This is a genomic window from Bacillus sp. 005/A4HT-01/001 (assembly GCF_004634445.1).
Lineage (GTDB): Bacteria > Bacillota > Bacilli > Bacillales > Bacillaceae > Bacillus > Bacillus altitudinis.
Map to the genome: position 1 here is coordinate 278,566 of NZ_SEIZ01000004.1, position 19,979 is coordinate 298,544.

Annotated in this window: 19 protein-coding genes; 8 read left to right on the forward strand and 11 right to left on the reverse strand. The window is 40.7% G+C overall.

The features are described 5' to 3' along the window. The first annotated feature begins 278 nt into the window (after positions 1-278). Together ES896_RS14030 and ES896_RS14035 are read left to right on the forward strand one after the other, a co-directional pair. Positions 279-1,271: an LLM class flavin-dependent oxidoreductase gene (locus ES896_RS14030; RefSeq protein ID WP_039963220.1), complete on the forward strand. Its 993-nt coding sequence runs from the start codon at positions 279-281 to the stop codon at positions 1,269-1,271. 212 nt (positions 1,272-1,483) lie between these two features. Further along, the gene (locus ES896_RS14035) at positions 1,484-2,524 is read left to right on the forward strand and encodes an acyltransferase family protein (protein ID WP_035703090.1); all 1,041 of its coding nucleotides are present in this window, start codon (positions 1,484-1,486) and stop codon (positions 2,522-2,524) included. 19 nt (positions 2,525-2,543) lie between these two features. Here ES896_RS14035 and ES896_RS14040 read toward each other — a convergent pair whose 3' ends face one another. Both ES896_RS14040 and ES896_RS14045 read right to left on the reverse strand, forming a co-directional pair. Further along, positions 2,544-3,326: a glucose 1-dehydrogenase gene (locus ES896_RS14040; RefSeq protein WP_017358597.1), complete on the reverse strand. Its 783-nt coding sequence runs from the start codon at positions 3,324-3,326 to the stop codon at positions 2,544-2,546. A gap of 112 nt (positions 3,327-3,438) precedes the next feature. Beyond that, a complete protein-coding gene (locus ES896_RS14045; RefSeq protein WP_008342138.1) occupies positions 3,439-3,867 on the reverse strand; it encodes a cell wall hydrolase in 429 nt (142 codons plus the stop codon). Positions 3,868-4,406: 539 nt separating this feature from the next. On the opposite strand from ES896_RS14045, the gene ES896_RS14050 reads away from it, so the two are divergent. Beyond that, complete coding sequence (locus ES896_RS14050) at positions 4,407-5,468, forward strand: DUF4352 domain-containing protein (protein ID WP_007498351.1); 1,062 nt, start codon at positions 4,407-4,409, stop codon at positions 5,466-5,468. 29 nt (positions 5,469-5,497) lie between these two features. Here the strand turns inward: ES896_RS14050 and ES896_RS14055 are convergent, their stop codons facing one another. The 4 genes from ES896_RS14055 to ES896_RS14070 form a co-directional block, all read right to left on the reverse strand. Beyond that, a complete protein-coding gene (locus tag ES896_RS14055) occupies positions 5,498-5,722 on the reverse strand; it encodes a hypothetical protein (protein ID WP_135226910.1) in 225 nt (74 codons plus the stop codon). A gap of 49 nt (positions 5,723-5,771) precedes the next feature. Further along, positions 5,772-6,110: a hypothetical protein gene (locus ES896_RS14060; protein ID WP_135226911.1), complete on the reverse strand. Its 339-nt coding sequence runs from the start codon at positions 6,108-6,110 to the stop codon at positions 5,772-5,774. Between the two features lie 173 nt (positions 6,111-6,283). Continuing rightward, entirely contained in the window at positions 6,284-7,465 is a 1,182-nt protein-coding gene (locus tag ES896_RS14065) for an ABC transporter permease (protein ID WP_135226912.1), read from the reverse strand. Then, a complete protein-coding gene (locus ES896_RS14070; RefSeq protein ID WP_007498365.1) occupies positions 7,465-8,205 on the reverse strand; it encodes an ATP-binding cassette domain-containing protein in 741 nt (246 codons plus the stop codon). Before ES896_RS14070 ends, ES896_RS14065 begins: the two co-directional genes overlap by 1 nt. Positions 8,206-8,365: 160 nt before the next feature. On the opposite strand from ES896_RS14070, the gene ES896_RS14075 reads away from it, so the two are divergent. Beyond that, the gene (locus tag ES896_RS14075) at positions 8,366-9,067 is read left to right on the forward strand and encodes a LytR/AlgR family response regulator transcription factor (RefSeq protein ID WP_135226913.1); all 702 of its coding nucleotides are present in this window, start codon (positions 8,366-8,368) and stop codon (positions 9,065-9,067) included. An 11-nt stretch (positions 9,068-9,078) separates the two neighbouring features. Next, positions 9,079-10,044 carry a sensor histidine kinase gene (locus ES896_RS14080; RefSeq protein ID WP_025206685.1) on the forward strand — a complete coding sequence of 322 codons (966 nt, stop codon included), beginning with the start codon at positions 9,079-9,081 and terminating at the stop codon, positions 10,042-10,044. 35 nt (positions 10,045-10,079) lie between these two features. Here ES896_RS14080 and ES896_RS14085 read toward each other — a convergent pair whose 3' ends face one another. Continuing rightward, positions 10,080-11,009, reverse strand: a complete 930-nt coding sequence (locus tag ES896_RS14085; RefSeq protein ID WP_135226914.1) for an aldo/keto reductase — start codon at positions 11,007-11,009, stop codon at positions 10,080-10,082. A 466-nt stretch (positions 11,010-11,475) separates the two neighbouring features. Here ES896_RS14085 and ES896_RS14090 point away from each other — a divergent pair, with 466 nt between their 5' ends. Continuing rightward, on the forward strand, positions 11,476-12,516 hold the full coding sequence (locus tag ES896_RS14090; RefSeq protein ID WP_129548062.1) for a DUF4352 domain-containing protein: 1,041 nt from the start codon (positions 11,476-11,478) through the stop codon (positions 12,514-12,516). A gap of 48 nt (positions 12,517-12,564) precedes the next feature. On the opposite strand, the gene ES896_RS14095 is transcribed toward ES896_RS14090, so the two are convergent. The 3 genes from ES896_RS14095 to ES896_RS14105 form a co-directional block, all read right to left on the reverse strand. After that, positions 12,565-13,656, reverse strand: coding sequence for an SEC-C metal-binding domain-containing protein (locus ES896_RS14095; RefSeq protein WP_135226915.1), 1,092 nt, complete (start codon positions 13,654-13,656; stop codon positions 12,565-12,567). 193 nt (positions 13,657-13,849) lie between these two features. Continuing rightward, the gene (locus ES896_RS14100; RefSeq protein ID WP_008342149.1) at positions 13,850-14,788 is read right to left on the reverse strand and encodes a response regulator; all 939 of its coding nucleotides are present in this window, start codon (positions 14,786-14,788) and stop codon (positions 13,850-13,852) included. Between the two features lie 4 nt (positions 14,789-14,792). Continuing rightward, positions 14,793-16,079, reverse strand: coding sequence for an ATP-binding protein (locus ES896_RS14105; RefSeq protein ID WP_048003137.1), 1,287 nt, complete (start codon positions 16,077-16,079; stop codon positions 14,793-14,795). 517 nt (positions 16,080-16,596) lie between these two features. Between ES896_RS14105 and ES896_RS14110 the strand changes: the two genes are divergently transcribed. Continuing rightward, positions 16,597-17,577, forward strand: a complete 981-nt coding sequence (locus ES896_RS14110) for a glutaminase (RefSeq protein ID WP_008342152.1) — start codon at positions 16,597-16,599, stop codon at positions 17,575-17,577. 33 nt (positions 17,578-17,610) lie between these two features. After that, positions 17,611-19,038, forward strand: coding sequence for an alanine/glycine:cation symporter family protein (locus tag ES896_RS14115; RefSeq protein ID WP_008342153.1), 1,428 nt, complete (start codon positions 17,611-17,613; stop codon positions 19,036-19,038). Between the two features lie 39 nt (positions 19,039-19,077). On the opposite strand, the gene ES896_RS14120 is transcribed toward ES896_RS14115, so the two are convergent. Next, positions 19,078-19,938: an alpha/beta fold hydrolase gene (locus ES896_RS14120; RefSeq protein WP_065459765.1), complete on the reverse strand. Its 861-nt coding sequence runs from the start codon at positions 19,936-19,938 to the stop codon at positions 19,078-19,080. Positions 19,939-19,979 lie beyond the last annotated feature (41 nt).

Below are 19,979 nucleotides of genomic sequence, written 5' to 3' on the forward strand. Positions count from 1 at the left end.
GATCTATGTATAAAAGAGGTTTCAATATGATGATATTTTTTTAAAGAAAGATCCATGACAAAAATGATTCATGTCGTAAAAGAAGTGTTTCATGTGAAACATTGTCGAATGTTCCCGTTATACAGCCTCTCGCTTAAAAACAGAGCTCGCCTCCACTTCATATGTTGATATAGAAAATTCACATACATAGCTGTGATAAACCCTTTCATTTCCTTCCGTTCATGACTTTCTTTATACTTATGAATAGAATTCAACGTATTGATGAAAGGGTGTTGATGATGCCATCACTTCATATATTAGATCAAGTCGCCATCCCTAAAGGCCAGTCCGCACAAGAAACATTGGTTCATACGACAGAGCTGGCCAAGCTTGCGGAAACACTGGGGTATGAGCGGTATTGGTTTGCTGAACACCACAGCACGAGAGGACTCGCGAGTACAGCGCCTGAAATATTAATGGCACATATTGCTTCACACACATCGACATTGCGCACAGGCTCTGGGGGGATTTTACTCCCGCAGTACAGCCCTTTTAAAGTAGCAGAAGTCACCCGCCAGCTTGAAGCCCTTTACCCTGGGCGGATTGAGATCGGGGTTGGTAAATCCCCAGGCGGAATTGAACGGACGAGACTCGCTTTGACAGACGGCGTGAAGAAAGAACTGTCTCAATTTGACCGCCAGTTGGAGGACCTTCTTTTTTACTTATCTGACAGCCTGCCTTCTGGTCATCGGCATGCAGGAGTGAAAGCGGCTCCGCTCGTTGATTCTTATCCGCCAGTCTGGCTGCTTGGACTCGGGGAAAACAGTGCCATCCAGGCGGCATCACTTGGAATCAACTATATTTTCGGACATTTTATTCATCCTGCACGAGGCCGGCAAGCTTTTGAAGCGTATCGGTCACACTTTTCTCCATCCGTTTTCTCACGTCAGCCTCAGTCTATGTTTGCTGTCTTTGTGATCTGTGCAGACACAGACGAGGAAGCAAGCCGCATTGCCACCAGTACAGATTTATGGCTGCTTCGGGTTGAAAAAGGGCTGGACAGTCGCGTTCCTTCTATAGAAGAAGCAGAGAACTATCATTACACTGAGCAAGAAAAGAAAAAAGTGTTACAAAACCGCCAGCGAATGATTGTTGGCTCAAAGCAAACAGTGAAAGAACAGCTGCAAATCTTAATGGACCGCTATCAAACAGGCGAGATCATGATATTAAACAATTCATTTGATCCAATGGAAAAGCAGCGTTCCTTTGAACGAATCGCAGAACTATTTTGAAGCCAATCTTTCGTTGGCTTCTTTTTTACATTGTCATAAAAAATGGGAAATGTAACATCGAGATGTCAAAAAGCTTCCTTCTGTCATCTGATCGCAAATGTGTCTTCTAATCGTTAGCGAACTGTAAACGCATTGTAGGTGTACCTTTTATATAGTAGAGGTACATATGAAGTAACGGTTTACAATGCTGAGAAGGAAGGAGATGACTGGCCATGAATAAGCGACTCGACTGGGTGGATGCGGCTAAAGGAATCGGCATTCTGCTCGTCGTTATGGCGCATGTACCCATTCCTGATTCATTCAAGCAATTTATATACTCTTTTCATATGCCACTCTTCTTTTTACTATCAGGTATGATGTTTCGATCATCCTCACAACCTGCTATATCATTTATACAGAAAAAAGCGAAAAGCTTGCTCTTACCTTATCTCTATTTCTCCATTATTACGTACGTTTTCTGGTTCACGGTGACCCGATTTTTCGCCTTTAAGGGGCAAACAGATATTGATCCCTTCGTTCCATTTACGGGAATTTTCATTTCAAATGCCGATGAAGCAAGACTGACGCATAACCCAGCCATCTGGTTTTTAACGACGCTCTTTTTAGTGGAAATGTTGTTTTTCTTGATGCATCGTCTGACAAAAGGAAAACCAGCTGTATTGATGTTACTGACCGTCCTTTGCGGCGGAGCCGGATATGCTTCCACGCTATTGTTAAACCAGAGTCTCCCTTGGAATGCCAACGTTGCGTTAACAGCTGTTGTGTTTTATTCAATCGGATTTTTAGCAAAACAATGGTTTGTGGAATTAAAAACAGATCCCACCCTTCTGTTATGTACAGGTCTGCTTGTACTGACTGCATATATGCAAAGCTTTAATTCACGAATTGATATGCGGGTCAATGACTATGGAGATCTATTCATTTTTTATGCTTGTGCACTGCTCGGTTCAGCTGCTGTCATTTATTTAAGCTTCAAATTGAAAACGTCCACGATATTGACGTATCTCGGACGTCATTCCATTGTGATTCTCGTCCTGCAATTTGCCGGTATCGATATCATGAAGGCATTTGTTTATTACGGACTAGGCATCAATATCTCTGATACAGCGCAGCTTTCTTGGACGCTCTTTTATACGATCGGTACATTGCTGCTCATGGTGCCATGTATCTCTTTCTTGAGCAAGTATCCTATGCTGCTCGGCAAACCAGCAAAGTCAGCACACCGCTACAAAGAAAAAACATCCGCCGGCTAATGGGGCGGATGTTTTTCTATTATTCATCATTTAATTGAGATGGATAAAGTGTCATTCCTCCATCAACAAATAATGTAGTACCTGTAATATAGGCAGCTTCTTTCGATACGAGAAATGCAGCGGCAGACCCAATCTCTTTCGGATCGCCAAACGTTCTCATTGGAATTTTCTCAAGCTGCTTTTGTTTTTTCTGTTCGTCTTGAAGGTCGTCATTTGATTCCGTTGCCATTGTACCTGGTGCAATCGCATTGACCCGAATACCCGCTACGGCATAATCAAGAGCCAGCGTCTTCGTCATCATATTCATTCCTCCTTTAGAAGTAGAGTAATGAACATTAAACGGACGCGGGATCTCTTGATGGACACTGGATATATTCAAGATTGATCCTTTCACATCATGTTCCATCATATAGGCAATCGCTGCCTTTGCTCCTAAAAATGAGCCTGTGATATTCACATCAATGACCTTTTGCCATTGTTCCAGCGTCATTTCATGCGGCATTGCTTCTTCACCATTAAATCCCGAATTATTGACGAACACGTCTAGTGCGTTAAAATTCTCCAGCGCGGCATCCATTAACGCCTGAATTCCTTCCTCTTTGGAGACATCAGCGTGTACTTTCACCGCCCTACCTCCATGCTGCTGAATGGCTTGTACTGTTTCTTCAGCACCCTCTTCATCGCCTTTATAATTCACAACCACGTTCATTTGTTCTTGTCCAAATCTCAAGGCGATGGCTTGTCCAATTCCTTTAGAAGAACCTGTCACAATGGCTGTTTTCCCTTTTAAATCTTGATACATCTTCATTTCCTCCAATCACGTGCTTCATCTTGTTGATACACAATGGTTACCCATTTTGAAAAAAAGAAAAACACAATCCTCTTGAATACAAAGGATTGTGCTGTTCATCAAGCTAAAAGGTGTTATAAACATTCTCACATGTTTCAGCTGTGGGCTGGTAAAAGCAATGTGACTTATATCTTGCCACAAACGGCTGATTGTACCAAGTGGATGGACAATTTCCAGGCGGTTTGAAATACCAAAGACTGAATTTCGCAGGCCAAAATCGTTCACCATTAATGTTCCTCCGTGCAAGTGTCTTTTCACTTTCTCGTGCTCGCTGATAAAAATAGCCATGTGTGACTGCCTCAAACGCATGCTCCTGATAAATCATTTGTGGAATCGTACGCAGCCCTTTAAAGTCAGAACAGTTGGCACGCAAACGATTGATGCCTACATTTCCTACAAGCAGCATCCCTTGTTTCCCTTCACCTTCCGCTTCGGCTCTCAGCAGTCTGGCCATTAAATCAATATCAGAGCTTGTCGCTCTTACCACTGCCATACATCCACCTCCCATTCATTTCTCTTTTATTTTATGTAGGGTTTCTGTGTAGATGACTGCCATTTTGAAGGGAAAAGACACATTCCGTGTCGAGAGCCTGTCTAAATACCTCAACATTTCGCTGGACAAGTGTCTCTATGTCAACAACACACAAACCTAGTGATCATACACATCACAGGAAAAAATATTCATTACTAACGACTCATTTACAAGTCATAAAAATCCTTCTATTTGCTACATCTTCTTCAAAAACAGTCATTTGAACCTATTCAATAATCCGACTCAAAACCTTAAAATATAAAATGTTGAGTTTTTACAGGAGATTTCAAACAATAAAATACACATTTCTCCTCTCAACTTAGTGTCATTTTTACTACTTGAAGTGGATGAACCTTTCGAACGCACTGAGGTATTGACAGTACTTTCGCTTCATTCTACAGTAAAAAACATACAGTATTTTTCTTTTTGTGCAAAAAGAATGATATGAACTAAAGATTTCCAATGAAATTCACCATAAAACCCGAGGAGGAAAACATCTCATGTTTAAAAAGAAATTATCCCTGTTTCTTCTGATTTTGTGTGTAACTGTTGTCGCTGCTGCTTGTAGTGGTGGAAAAGACAAAACTGCTGCGAAAGAAAGCGATACAAAAAAATCTCTTGATGCAGCTGAAGTAAAAGTAGAAAGTGCTGAGTACACTTTACCACCTCAATACGATACATCTGTTCAGGATGATCAATATGTCCTAAAAGTGAATGTATCTGTAAAAAACATCAGCAAAGAACCATTGAATGTGGATAAAAGCAACTTTACGCTTTACCAAGATGACGCTCAGGTGTCTACCATCTCTCCTGATGACTACAACGAAGTATTATCTTCAAGCTCTCTAAATGCGGGTAAAGTATCAAAAGGCGGTCTTTTCTTTGTGGTTGATAAAGAAAAAGACTATCAACTTGTCTACACAGAGCCTGGTTCTGGATCGAAAAAAGATGACAAAACACTAGAATTCGATATTAAAGGAAAAGACTTGATGAAAAAGGCAGATACACTTCAAGCGTCTGCAAAAGCCCTTTCTTCTTATATTGATGTCATGATTTTTGGTAAGAAAAATGACGATTTCGAAAAACTAACAGGTGATAACAAATCAACTGTCGTCAACGAATTTGATAAATCATTCAAACAAGGCTACATTTCTTCTTCTGGTATTTCATCTAGCTCAGCAAAAGACGAAAACCTTGATAAGCTTCTAAAAGCTGTGAAAGAAACATTAGCTGAAAAATCAAAAGTATCAACGAAAACAAAATCAATCAGCGGTGATAAAGCTGTCGTGACTGTGACACTTACACCAATTGATGCAAGCCCGCTTGTCGATCGTTTAAAAGAAAAAGCAACTGAATTCTACAGCAAAAACCGTACAGCATCTTATGATGATGCACAGAAATATCTACTTTCTATCTATCCAGATGAATTTAAAAAATTAGGACCATCATCTTCTGAAGAAACAGTAGAAGTGAACATGAAGAAAAACGATATCGACCAATGGAAACTTGATTTGAACGACTACAAAACAAGCTCATTGGTTGAAAAGTTCATCAAGAACTAAAGAAAACCCCCGGGAACCGGGGGTTTTCTTTAGTCTTTTTTTGATTGAAGTCTATATTTGATTCCGACATACAAGCAAGTAAGGAAGAAGATGGTGACCCATATCCACAAGACGTTCACCATCAATAATATGATGGCTACTATGATCAAAATCGTCAGATCAAGTTTCTTTTCTAGTTTTTTATGGGTAAGAACGAAAGTGATTAATAGAAAAGCGATGAAGCAGGCGATTCCATAACTGAAGACTGTTGGCAATTCTCGCATCTCCTTATCGGGAAGGCTTATACTGACAAAAGGAAGCATATTATGAAGAGGAATTCCCTTTTTCAGCATCATATTCTTTTATGATGTCAATTGGATCAATGGCATCGTCTTCTTGCATGTATTCCTCTACATAAGGAGTGTTTAATTTCTCGAACCTTTGCTCATCGTTTACTAAAGCAATATAAGTTTCATAGCCTTCATAATCAGATGGGAATAAATGTGCAACAGAACTACCTGTTTCTAAAGCTCTATCAATTGCATTTCTCAATTCTATCAGTCCTTTTTTATTCCCTAAAATGAAAGCTTCAAAATGATGTGTTTGCTGAGCATATATATTACATAATCCCAAAACATCATCGTCTTCTACTTGATAACTCATATACAAAACCCCTTTTAAGTAAAATTAAGTAAAATTTTACACGACTGAGCATTTTTATTCTATAACCCCCTTCACATTGTGACCCAATTTTTATCACTCATTTAAACATAAAAAACAAAAAACTTGTAGAAAAAATCTACAAGTTCTTCATCTTTATCAATGAAATGATCTTTCTATTTCGCAAGCATCCATTTCTCTTTCATAAACAAACTTCTCACGATGACAAACAAGATCATCACTGTCAGCGCCGAGGAGCCGAGCGTCAGGGCAATTGACATTGGGTCAACGATGCCAAACATCAATTGCTTACATAGTGCATGAATATTAAGGAATGGGATAGCAAAGTAATACGTATCTAGCTGCGTAGCGCCTGCTCTCATGGTGAAAAACATCGGAATCACACCTAGTGTAATGATCATGGACATGTACGATTGTGCTTCTTTCACTGAGCTTGAAACGACACTGAGCAGCAGTTCGATCATTGATACCATGAATGAGAAAATAATTAATGCCGCTAACATAACGCCGATGATGCTCCACACTTGATCTCCGAAGTTCAGCGCTTGTTTCAGTTTTTCTGTAAAGAGCAATGTAGAGAGCAGCAGCATGCCAATCGCCACAATGCCACTTAATATACCAAACATAGAAACAGCTAGCCATTTTCCAATTAAAAGCTGAAGTCTGCTGGCCGGTGTCAGGAATAAAGCTTCAATTGACTTTCTATCCTTTTCACCTGCTACGATATCAAGCGCAGCTGGCAAAGCACCTGAGATCACGGACGTCACTAAAATCATTGGAAGGAGAATCGACAGCAGCATGGTGGTCACCCCGTTTTCTCCATCCCCGTCCTCTCCTTCTTGCACATCAACTGATTGCACCTCAAACGGATGAATCACTGACGATTTGATCTGATCCTGTGCCAAACGCTTTTCTACGACTTGGTTTTGATATTGTTCAAGCAATGATTGCAGCATTTGAACCGCAATCACTGAATCATCATCTGTTGGATACCCATGGACTTTAATGGCAAACGATGTTTGATGCTGAAGCATATCGCCTGCATCTTTTGGCATTTCTAGATAAGCATTTGCCTCACCGTCTTTAACGGCTTGCTGCGGGTCATCAAATGTTTCAAGTTCCAGGTTTTTCACTTCTTTGATCATGTCATTCATATCGGACGGAAGCTTTTCATTGATCGCGACTGTATACGTTTTATCGCCTGGATCAGCGATCATGCTTTCGTAGAAAAACACGAGTCCGAGCATCGTCAAAAGAGGGATCAACACTGTTAAGAGCAACGTTTTCCTGTCTCTGAGCGAATCTGTCATTTCTTTTAAAAAGACGGTTTTCCACATTATGCATTCCCCCTTGCGAGCTTCGACATAAAGATGTAATTCAAGTCTTCACTTTGTTCCTGTGCATATAATTCTGGAAGCGTTCCTTTGTACACGAGCTCCCCTTGATGTATCATCATGACACTGTCACAAAGCAGGCTGACTTCTTCCATGATGTGGCTTGAAAATAGAATCGTTTTATTTTGCTGTTTCAACTGATGAATAAACTCTCTAAAAATATTACTCGATGTGATATCTAAACCTGTTGTCGGTTCGTCAAACAAAATAATGTCAGGGTCATGAATCAATGTTCTGGCAATCGCCACCTTTTGCTTCATCCCTCTTGAAAATCCTTTTACCTTGCGATCCATGTACTGCCTCATCCCGAATCGCTTTGCCAAATCCTCAATTCTTGCTTTGATTTCATGCTGATCTAAGCCATATAATTTCCCAAAGTATTCAAGGTTTTCACGAGCCGTCAAACGGTCATAAAGTCCCGTCTCGCCGCCAAATAAGACCCCAATTCGCTTCTTCACTTCAGTTGCTTCTTTGACTGTATCAAAACCTGCAACATTGACTGTTCCATGAGTAGGCTCCAATAATGTCGCAACGGCGCGTAATAATGTGGTTTTCCCCGCACCATTTTCTCCTAAGATGCCGACGACTTCTCCTTCCTTCACGGAGAACGTCATATGTTTCATCGCCTTTACGACTTTTTTCTTATCTGTAAACCAGCAACTACAATCGCTGAGAGTAATCATTTGGTTCGCCCCTTTCGACTATCTACGTCTATGATAGAAAAAATACCGCCTGTCTGACATAAAAATGTCGCGAAACGTCCTTTTTCTGTCTTGAAATGATCCATTTTAAAAAACAAATGGTAAAATAGACAAATAATAAGAAGAGTCATAGGTGATTTTTATGATAAAAGTAGGTCTTGTCGATGATTACCGAGTGGATTTAGAAAAGCTGCATGCCATTGTCGGCAGAATGGATGCCGTTGACATCGTTTTTGTGACGCAGTCAGCGGAGGAGGCATATGAGAAGGTCAAACAGGGCGACATTGATCTATTGTTTGCAGACATTGAGATGCCTGGCATGTCAGGCTATGAATTAGCAGACCTTATTCACTCTCATGCACTGAATGTAGATGTTGTATTTGTGACGGGGAACAGTGGGTATGCTGTCCATGCCTTTGATTTGAATGTCCATGATTATATTATGAAGCCTTATCAAGCTGATCGAATCGCCAAATCCTTAGAGCGCTACATGTCCACCAAGCAGGAGAAAAGCATTCACGGACGGCTTCTCATCAAGCAGCAATCAAATATCCATGTACTGCAAAAAAAGGATGTCATCTTTGTTGAACGTACTGGCAGGTCGACGACCATTGTCACAACAACAGGAGATATTCAGACATACCAAACTCTCAACGAGTTAAAAGGTGATTTAGCTGAGAAAGACTTTATCCGCTCCCACCGCTCGTTTATCATCAATATTCATTACATCAAGAACTTTTCGGCGTATGCCAAAAATTCATTTATCGTGTCTTTTGAAGGGACTGATAAAAAAGCCATGATGACGAAGCAGCAATTAGAATACTTTAAGAAATACTACTTTTAAGGAGAACGAACGTGAACGCTTTCTATCTTGGATTTCGCATATATACGCTCATCTGGCTCGGTCTTGCAGTTCAAGCTGCTGCTAAAGCTGTTCTGCCTTTGTCATCAAGCATGGTGTGGCTTCTGACCTTTTGCATCTTGTGCCTTTACACCTTTTTCATTTACAAAAGGTTTTGGCTAGGTATGAGTGGTTACGTGATATTAGGCGCTTTTGTGCTCATCACCTGTTCAGGCATTTCACTTTTTCTCAATCACGGAAATGGACTCAGCCATCTTTTAACTGTCATTATCATTTTGACAACCGATCTCCTTTCCTTCAAGATAATGCAAACGGAGCAACGATTAAATGGACGGCTTCAAGAGCTGATTCATGCTGAGTCGAGGACCAATGACTTGCTGCTTGAGCTGCGAAGTAAACAACATGAAACAGCTAGACATTTAAATGCCTTTTCCGCATCGAATGACGAGCATGAGATCAAAGATTTGATTGAGCAATACGTGAAACATTTCCCTTGGATCAAAGGGGAAAATGCTTATTTGGCTTCCACCCTTCATTCCTTTTTCCAGCGGGCTGAAAAAGAGGACATTGCCCTTTCACTAGATCTTCAAGCACCCTTTTCTTCTCTTCCTTTTTCTAAGGCGGATCAGGTGAGTTTTACTGGCAACCTGCTTGATAACGCATTAGATGCCGCCATTGAAGCGAAGCAAGCTGGGAACGAGGGAAGCATCTCGATCACGACTTCCATCCGGAGCGGGCTCTTTTTGATTCATTGTGAAAACAGTACGAAGGGAATGGAAAAACACGTATTAGATCATCTGTTCAAGACGTTTGGCCGCTCGACAAAAGGCGGTGATCATCAAGGTGTGGGTACTTATATCATTCATCAACTTGTTGAAAAGGCAGACGGCACGCTTGATTTTACGTATCGTTCTCCAAACCTGAGGCTCGTGATCAAGATTCCTCTCACAATGGCATAAAAAATAAGGTGCTACTTGGCACCTTATTTTTTATATTATGAAAAGATCTGATCAATTTCGTTGATTTCTTCTTTTGTTAATTGAACATCATTTGTTTTCAAGTTTTGTAAGACTTGCTCGGCTCGTTTTGCACCCGGAATTATGGCATCAATGCCATCCTGCGCCAATAGCCACGCCAGCGCTACATGAGCTGTTTCGGCATGTTTTGATTGCGCAATGGCCTTCAGCTTGTCTACTTTTTCGAGGTTTTGAAGGAAAGCATCACCTTGGAAAAGCGGGTCCTTTGCTCGAATATCATCAAATGTCGCATCCTTTGTAAACTTCCCAGTCAACAGGCCTGACGCCAATGGAAAATAAGGGATAAAGGAAATCCCATGCTCCACGCAGTATGGGAGAAGGTCTTGCTCGGCCTGACGTTTCAGCAGAGAATACTCTGATTGAAGCACGTCTAGGTATCCATCTCGATTAAAGGTTTGAAGCTGTTCAAAATCAAGGTTTGATGCCCCAATTGCCCGGATTTTCCCCTCATCCTTCAATTCCTTTAAAGTACCGGCTACTTCATCCAGCGGCGTGCGACCGTCTGGGAAATGCATATAGTACAAATCAATATAATCGGTATGCAGCCTCTTCAGGCTGTCTTCGACCTGCTGTCTTAAGAAATCTCGGCTATTATCCAGTTCAATTTGTCCGTTTACTTCTTTATGAGCCCCTTTTGTCGCAAGAACCAGTTCTTTTCTGCCGCCTCTTTTGGCAATGATCTCGCCAATCAATTCTTCTGAACGGCCCAGCCCATAAATAAAAGCAGAATCTAAGAAATTGACACCATGATCAAGAGCAGTTTCTACTAGCTCCCGCCCTGCATCTTCACTCAGATTCGGGAATAAATTATGCCCGCCTACTGCATTTGTTCCAAGCCCTATCGGATTCACCTGTAAATCAGTTCGTCCAAGCGTTACTTTTTTCAAAAGCTCATCTCCCTTATCTGCTTAATCATCCTTATTTTCCCATGAATCATTTTCAACATTCAAGTATTCTGCTCTCTGAAAATCAATCTGGAGGTGGACGCTTTGAAAGAAAAAAGTTTTGCGATGTGAATTCTAACACATCTTTTGAAATGAAAACTACCTCCACTTCAAGAATTTTATACAAAAAACATTTAAAACTCATGATAAATAGATAAATTAATTCTTATTAACTAGTATATTCTACTTATTAAATTCCGTTTTTTATAGGTATTTGTGTAAAAATCTATCAAAGATAGGGACTATAACCTATTCCTCATCACGAATGAAATTCGATAGAATGAATAGTGCAAATCGTCATTAGGAGATTTTCCCCTTTAACACCCGAATATACCATTCTATCTGTTTCTTTTTTCTCAGTCAGATAGCGGGAAGAAAATGACGAAAGAAAAGCAAAGGAGCATCAACTGTGAATCTTAAAAAAATAAGTGCACTCCTCATGATTTCATTCGTGATGATCATCTCTGCAGCCTGCCAGAGCTCAGCAAAATCAACAAAGGCTGACCAAAAATCAACAAAAACAGCAGAGGTAAAAGTGAATAGCTACGAATATACGTTACCAGAAGACTCAACAACTACCTTGCGAGACAATGAATTGGTGTTAAAAGTCAACCTGACGATCACCAACAAAGGTGACAAAGCCCTTTCACTATATAACTCTGATTTCACCCTTTATCAGGACGATGCCAAAGTCTCTGATTTAAAATTCTACGGCAGTAAAGACCGCCTTGATCTTGGGTCATTGAACAAAGGGAAATCACTATCAGGAGCGCTTTATTTCCTAGTAGATAAAGGCAAAAAATATCAGTTCGTGTACCAAGATAGCATCAAGAAAAACAGCGATTCGATCGAAATTGAACTAGATGGCGAAAAGATACTGGATTCAGCGAAAAAGCTAGATAACCCAGCAAAAGCACTATCTGCTTATACAGATCTCATTGTTTTTGACAAAAAGAATGATCAATTCTCAGAATTAACAGGTGACAATCAATCAGATGTCGTTAATAAATATCACGAAATGTTTGTGAAAGACTTTAAGAGAAGTGCAGGCATATATGGAAACGAAGTCAGTGACCGCGATATTTTATCCATGTACAAACGCATGCAAAATACAATGAAGGATAAAGCGAAAGTAGAAACAAGTGTGAAAACCATCTCAGATGACGAAGCGAAGGTTGTCTCTCAAGTAACCGGTATTGATGCTTCTAACTTAAAAGACAAACTAGACAAACAAAGAGATGAGTTTTACAACGGCAAAATCCGTTCGAAAGAAGAATTGTATAAGAAAAGCTTGAATATGTACGCATCTGAGTTTGAAAAGCTTCCTCCAGTCTCAAGCCCTGCTGAGTATGAAGTGAAAATGAAACGTAACGGAGATGGTCAGTGGAAAATTGACCTCAATGATTATAATACAGAGCAATACATGAGTGGTTTTATTAAAACAAGATGATGAAAAAAAGACGCTGACTCCTTGAAAGGTGCCGCGTCTTTTTTCATGCTATGATACAGTCGTCTCTTGCTCTTCTTTCACCGCTTTTTCAATGTCTTTAAATCGGCTCGATACAGTGGACGCACTAATTCCATACTTTTTAGCAACTTGTGCTTGAGAAAGCGGGGCATCGCTTGCAAGTGAATGAATATAATATTCGATTCCTGCAGCAAATGACGCCGCTTTACGGATCACAGGTGCTTTCTGATCACAGTAAGCTTTCCAAACCGTTAAAGCGCCATCTGTCAGGCTTTGGTCACCGTGCTCTTTCATCCCGTCTTCAATCAGCTTGGCTGTTTCCAGCTGAACGTCACTAGCCCATTCCATACGATCTGCTGATAGTCCTACTGTACTTCCTTCTGTTTGAGCAGGCGCTTCTGTTTCTTCAACTTCTTGCTTCGCAAACATACACTTCAGCACTTCAGGGAAGGCTTCTCTCATAAATGTGCTGCGTGCTCTTCCGTTTGCCTCATGCGCTTCAACGAGCTGGCGAACCTGAAGAAGAAGCGTATCAGTAAACTCTTTCGCAAACATCGTATATTGAATGAAAAACTCTGCCTTTTCTTCAAACTGAACAGGGAAACCTAGAACAAGACTACCTTTCTCTGGCAGCACAGTTTGATCCGGCTTCACATCAACTTCAACCTTCTCAGCTGTCACCATATTCTCAAAGTAAAGAGACTCGTCCGTTTTTTCATTTAATAAAAGCAAAGATGGCTCCATGTCTGTCCAAGATTCCACCACTTGTCTTGTTTTAGGACGGGTAATATCTTCTGCTTTTTTTGTCAGGAATTCTTGGAAGATGGTCTCTTTCTTATCTGTTAATGGGCGGAAGAAGATGCCCCATACACTCAAATGAAAGACTGAGATTTGTTGCGTTTCTTTATCCATATCTGCTAGGAAAGAAAACTCATTAATGAATTGATTGATCGCTCTCTGATGCTTAGAGAACGCATAATTCATTAAATCCTTTTGAACTTGTACAGCTTCCTTAAACACAAGCTCAGACGTTTGTTCTCCGCCTGACTTTTGACCACAGCAATGTTTATATTTTTTTCCGCTTCCGCATGGGCAGAGCGCATTTCGTTTAATTTTTCCCAAAATAAAACCTCCGACATTCTAGTCTAACCTCACTATTTTAACAAACGATTGCACAGGAGAGTTTTATTTTCAAGAAAAAAGAAAAATCAGAATGATCAGATAAATAACAAAGACGTCTAAAAGAGCAAGGCGGCTCATAGTCAAAAGCACTCTGTCTCTGTTTATTTTCTCCAATCATTCCAATAGATTTCCCTCAGCTCATCCCTTCGAATAGCTGCTTTGCTTCAAAATAAAAGATTTGCACGAACTTTTTCGTATTGACTCTGCCTGTTGACCCTGCGGATGAAGAAGTCTTCTGCATTTCTTTCATTCTTTGGCTGACATCAGTGAAATCAAAAAACTTCGACGCATAGTGCTCAAATTTAGGGTTTGAAAAATCTGTAAGCCCTAGTGATGCGAAATGATTTAAGGAATGATGGATGGCTCGTCTAATTCGCTGCTCTGCTGCTTTCACTTCCCGCATCACTTCCACATCCGACGCACCACGACCAAGCTTTCGTTCCGCCGTTTTGATAAATAGCTGCTTTAATGGCGGAAAATTCACCTCATGAGAATTGGCTGTCTGCGTTTCATGTAAGTAGATCAATATCTCTAGTAAATCCTTAGAGCCACTCTCTCCGACAATTCCTAATTCAGATAGGAGGAATTCTCCTGCCTCTTTCATCGTTCTTCGCTTTGATCCAGTACCTGTCTCATGAGAAATCACTGGCTCTAATGGCAGCACATGTCGAAGAGAAGCTTGAATATCGTAAATTGATTTTTCCAGCTTGATCCGCTCCATGACCTTTCGAATGACACTGACAATTTCAATTCGATTGACAGGTTTATGAATATAATATTCAATTCCAAGTTCATAGGCTTCTGCCATCATCTCTTTTGCTTCTACTTGAGATATCATGATGACCTTGCCTTTGAATTCAGGGTGAATATGACGTATGGTTTGAATGCCGTCTCTAGCTGGCATTAAAAGATCAATCAGAAGGATGTCTACTTTTTTCAGGTTCAATGAATGCGCCTCTAATCCAACACCATCATCAGCCTCATCCACGACCTCTCCCAAATCCTCATCCTCGATGATCTGACCTAAAATCGAGCGTATTGCACGATCATCATCTGCAATGAAAAATCGCATACACTCACCCTCTCTGTATTAAATTTTTTATCGGAAGGACAAGCTGAAAAGCTGTTCCTTTCGTTTCTTTTTGCTCAATCTGGATTTGACCGTCCAGCTCTTGAACCAGCTCTCTCACATAGGATAAGCCAATCCCAGTTGACGGTGTTCCATATGCATCAAATTTTGAGGTATATCCAGGATCAAATACAATCTCTCTCAATTTCTCAGGAATACCCGGTCCATCATCCTCAACCCGAACCTCTATTTTATCATGACTGCCTTTCAATACGAGTGAGATGGCTCCATCATCCTTGATTGCTTCAACTGCATTTGCCATTAAATTATTAATCAGCGATAAAAAAATGAACACATGATACTCATGCAAGTGAATGCCTTTTATATCAGATGTAAAGGAAATGTTCTTCCCGAGAGATAGCGCATATTTCTCTTGAATGCGAATCACGATTTGAACAAGATCCTCTGCCCTCATATAATCTTGCATATTTTCCTTTGAAATCAGCTTTGAAAGCCCAGCGTAAATACGCTGATTGTCCTTTTTGACTTCATGTATTTCCCCTGCAAGCTTGAGCAGCTCCTGACTCACTTTCCTTCCCGCCTCATGTTCATTCAGCAGACGATAGAGCCGATAGGATTCTTGCGTTATGTGCTCTGTATGATTTAACGTTTTCTTTAAATGAACTGTTTCCTCATATAAATTTGAAATGACCATCATCATATGCTCATTTTGCTTCATGATTTGTTTCTCTCTTGATTGTGCCTCATACAGCCTCATCATATTAAAAAAGCTGATGACCACGAAGCTGTGAGCAAATGCAATGAGGATCATATCACTCAGCTTTGAGAAAGTCATGGTTGTATCAAACACTAAAAATTGTACAAACAGCTCAACAAAATCAGCAAGCAGTTCAATCATCAGTCCGATCAGCCCAATAAAAATGGAACGCTGCTTAAAACGTCCTGTACGGACAACAAAGAAAAGAAAAGCATAAGTAAAGTAAAAAAAGAAGCTTGGAAACTGCTGATAAAATGACAGAGCCAGATCAGCTTTTTGCTGAATAAGATCTAAACCTACCCGAAATAGGACAATGGCTGCGCCTGTTAAAAACCCTGGCAGCAATGGTCTTGATTTTCTTAAAAGTAATAAGCAAAAGAAAAACGCAGGTGCCCCAAAACTAATACGAAATGTTTCATTCACAGGATAAAACTTCAGCTCTCCCGCAAGCGGCACAATGACGATCATAAAAATCAAAATAAATGCGTCTTTTTTGACAAGCTGGTTTAAACTCAAATGACTGACATCCCTTCCCCTGTTTACATAGCCACAGTATACAAGGAGACTCTTTGCTCCACAATGAGCAAAAAAATTATTTTCACGGCTTCTTCTCTCTTCAAAATCATTTTTTATGACTATTCTCCGAGGAGGCATGGTGACCTTTCAGCTATTCTACGATTTGGAGATTGTCTACAATAATGGGAATTGTTTAGACAATTGCATGTAGACTGATTTTTATTTGTAAGTTTTTCTGTAGATTTTCGTCAGATTGTGTAGTTTCCAAGATAAATTGAATGAACAATTTTAGTGAAACTATATGTAAGCGTTTTCTGAATTTTCACTAAAAACCCTTTTTGTTGTTTCGCCGCCAAAGCCTTCATTTGAACATATATTTAGGTGTAAAGGAGTGGTACAAGCAGCGCATGACAAGTTCTTTGAAGATGTGTAACATGTTTTCGTGCCTATTTGATCGCATTTTTTGTCATCCGCCAATTCAATAGGGTACTTTTTGATTTTTGATTGGAGGAATCGTATGAAAACAGCAATTTCTAATAATACACAACACGCATGCCAGTCTTCTGTTGATCAATGGGCAGAAGAAATACGTCCGTATTACAAAAACGGGCAGAACGCTGGCTACATTCCAGCACTCGGAAAAGTAAATTCCTCTCAACTTGGTATCAGCGTGATAGGCCCAGATGGATCATCTGTACGTTATGGTGATTGGGACGTTCCCTTTACCCTGCAAAGTATCTCAAAAGTCATCAGCTTTATAGCTGCCTGTTTAGGAAGAGGCGTTCCGTACGTCTTGGATCGGGTAGATGTAGAGCCAACTGGTGATGCATTTAATTCCATCTACCGCCTTGAGATGCATAAACCAGGGAAGCCCTTTAATCCAATGATTAATGCTGGAGCTATTACCGTATCCTCCATCCTTCCTGGAAAGACTTCTACAGAAAAGCTAGCATATATTTTCGATTTAATCGAAAACTTAATAGGTAAGCGTCCTTCTGTTAATGAAGAGGTTTATCAATCAGAATGGGCAACTGCACACCGCAACCGGGCACTTGCTTATTATTTAAAAGAAACCAATTACTTAGAATCAGATGTCGAGGACACGTTAGAAGTGTATTTAAAGCAATGTTCCATTGAGGTCACAACAGAGGACATCGCCTTGATTGGACTGATTATTTCAAGTGATGGCTACCATCCCTTTAAACAAGTCCAAGTCATCCCAAAAGATATCGCAAGACTAACAAAGGCATTGATGCTGACATGCGGCATGTACAATGCGTCTGGTAATTTTGCTGCTTTCGTAGGCGTTCCAGCCAAAAGTGGTGTGTCTGGAGGAATCATGGCTTGCGTTCCGCCAAGCGCAAGAAGAGAATTCCCATTTCAGACAGGCTGCGGTATCGGCATTTATGGTCCTGCCATTGACGATTGTGGAAATAGTATTACCGGTGTCATGATGCTGAAGAAACTCGCCAAAGAGTGGGATCTCAGTATTTTTTAAAAAGAACAGTGATGAATTCGAAGAGGTGATGTTATGAACGAAAAAGCTTTGCTATCTTATTTAACAACTACAAATGATTTTATTTGGACTTATCTTGTCATTGCTCTGTTACTTGGAGTAGGGGTCTATTTCACATATAGATCACGCTTCTTGCAAGTCAGAATGCTGAAAGAAATGCTGCGTGTTCTAAAAGAAGGAAGAAAAGAAAAAGAGGGAATCTCACCGTTTCAAGCATTTGCCATCAGTATGGCAGCACGTGTAGGAACAGGGAATATCACAGGGATTGCCATCGCTATTGCGATCGGTGGACCTGGCGCAATCTTCTGGATGTGGATCGTAGCGATTATCGGTTCTGCTTCAAGCTTTGTTGAAAGTACACTAGCTCAGGTGTATAAAGTAAAAGATAAAACAGGATTCCGCGGTGGACCTGCTTATTACATGGAAAAAGGGTTAAATAAGCGCTGGATGGGGATTTTATTTGCCATCCTGATCACGATCTCTTTTGGGATTGTCTTTAACGCAGTGCAATCAAATACAATCACCGTCGCTTTTAAAAACTCTTTTGGTCTAGATCGTTTAACTGTCGGAATCGTTATGGCTGTTATTTTTGCAGCGATTATTTTCAAAGGGATCAAAGCGATTGCAAAAGCATCTGAATATATTGTCGTTGTTCTTGCCGTTGCTTACATCGGTATTGCTTTCTTTGTGATTGTCACAAATATCACTGAACTGCCAGGTGTCATCAGTACGATTGTGAAACATGCTTTCGGATTTGAACAGTTTGCCGGCGGTACACTAGGCGGAGCACTGTTACAAGGGATTAAACGCGGTCTCTTCTCAAACGAAGCTGGTATGGGTAGCGCCCCTAACGCAGCAGCAACTGCTGTCACGAGCCACCCTGTCAAACAAGGGTTAATCCAAGCATTTGGTGTGTTAACAGATACGTTAATTATATGTACAAGCACAGCCTTTCTTGTCCTGTTCTCTGATGCTTATAAAACAACCAATCTGCAAGGAATTGAGCTAACTCAGGCTTCATTAAGTCAGCACATTGGGCCTTGGGCTTCTGGATTCCTAGCGATCATGATTTTCTTATTCGCTTTTAGTACGTTAATCGGTAACTATTACTATGGTGAAACGAACATTGAATTCTTGGGAGCGAATAAAATTTGGCTCAACATCTATCGTGTGGCTGTCATTGGCATGGTTCTATTCGGAGCCATTGCCACTGTTCCTCTCGTTTGGGGTCTGGCCGACTTATTCATGGGTCTCATGGTCATCGTCAACCTCATTGCCATTACCATGCTGTCTAAAGTCGCCTTTGCAGCACTGAAGGATTACATGCGACAGAAAAAAGAAGGCAAAGATCCTGTTTTCTATAAAAACGCCGTTCCGAACAATGAACAGATTGAATGCTGGGACGACGAACCTGTTTCCTTGAAAAAGAATCAAATCGGATAAAACAAATAAGCTCTGGTCATATGATCAGAGCTTATTTCTTTATGTTAAAAATTCGAGTATGAGCTTATTCACGACATCTGGTTTTTCATGATTGATCCAATGAGTGGCATCATCGACAAAAATCAGCTGTCCATTTGGGCAAATTTTGATCGTTTCTTTTGCGAGCTTTCTGCTTAGAAACTTGTCCTCCATTCCCCAGATCATGCGGACAGGAACGAGAATTCGTTTGGAAATCGGTTTTTCAAAGCCGCCTTTTTTAATACCTCGATACCAATTCAACATGGACGTAATGGCTCCCGGCTGCGTCCATGCCAGCTTATAGCTTGAGACATCTTCCTTCGTGAACAGATGAGGTCTAGCAGACAGTCCAATGGCTTCATCCAGTCTTTGAAAGTGATTTTCTTGAAGGGCTGCCTCTGGTACATTTGGAAGCTGAAAGAACGCGATATAAGAGCTCTTCTTCCACTGCGGCGGATAAAACGGAAGGACCTTCATCATCACACGAGGATGCGGCATGTTGACGATGATTAATTTTTCTACATATTGAGAACGGGTTGAAGCAAGATGCCAAGCAACAGCTCCACCCCAATCATGTCCGCCGACAATGGCCTTTTGATTTGGACTCAGCGCCTTAATTAACCCCACGATATCATCTCTTAATTTGTCTAAAACGTATGATTCGACTCCTTCTGGTTTGTCACTCAGATGGTATCCCCTTTGATCAGGAACAACGACACGATACCCCGCCTCAGCTAGGGGGAGGATTTGATTTTTCCAACCATACCAAAACTCAGGAAATCCATGCAGCAGGACCAGCAGCGGACCATCTTCAGGACCAGCCATTGCTGTATGGAGCTTTATGCCGTTTGTTTGAATATATTGAAACTCAACTTGATCCATTCCTTTTCCACCCTTTCCCCATGTCTTATCATTCTTCCAAC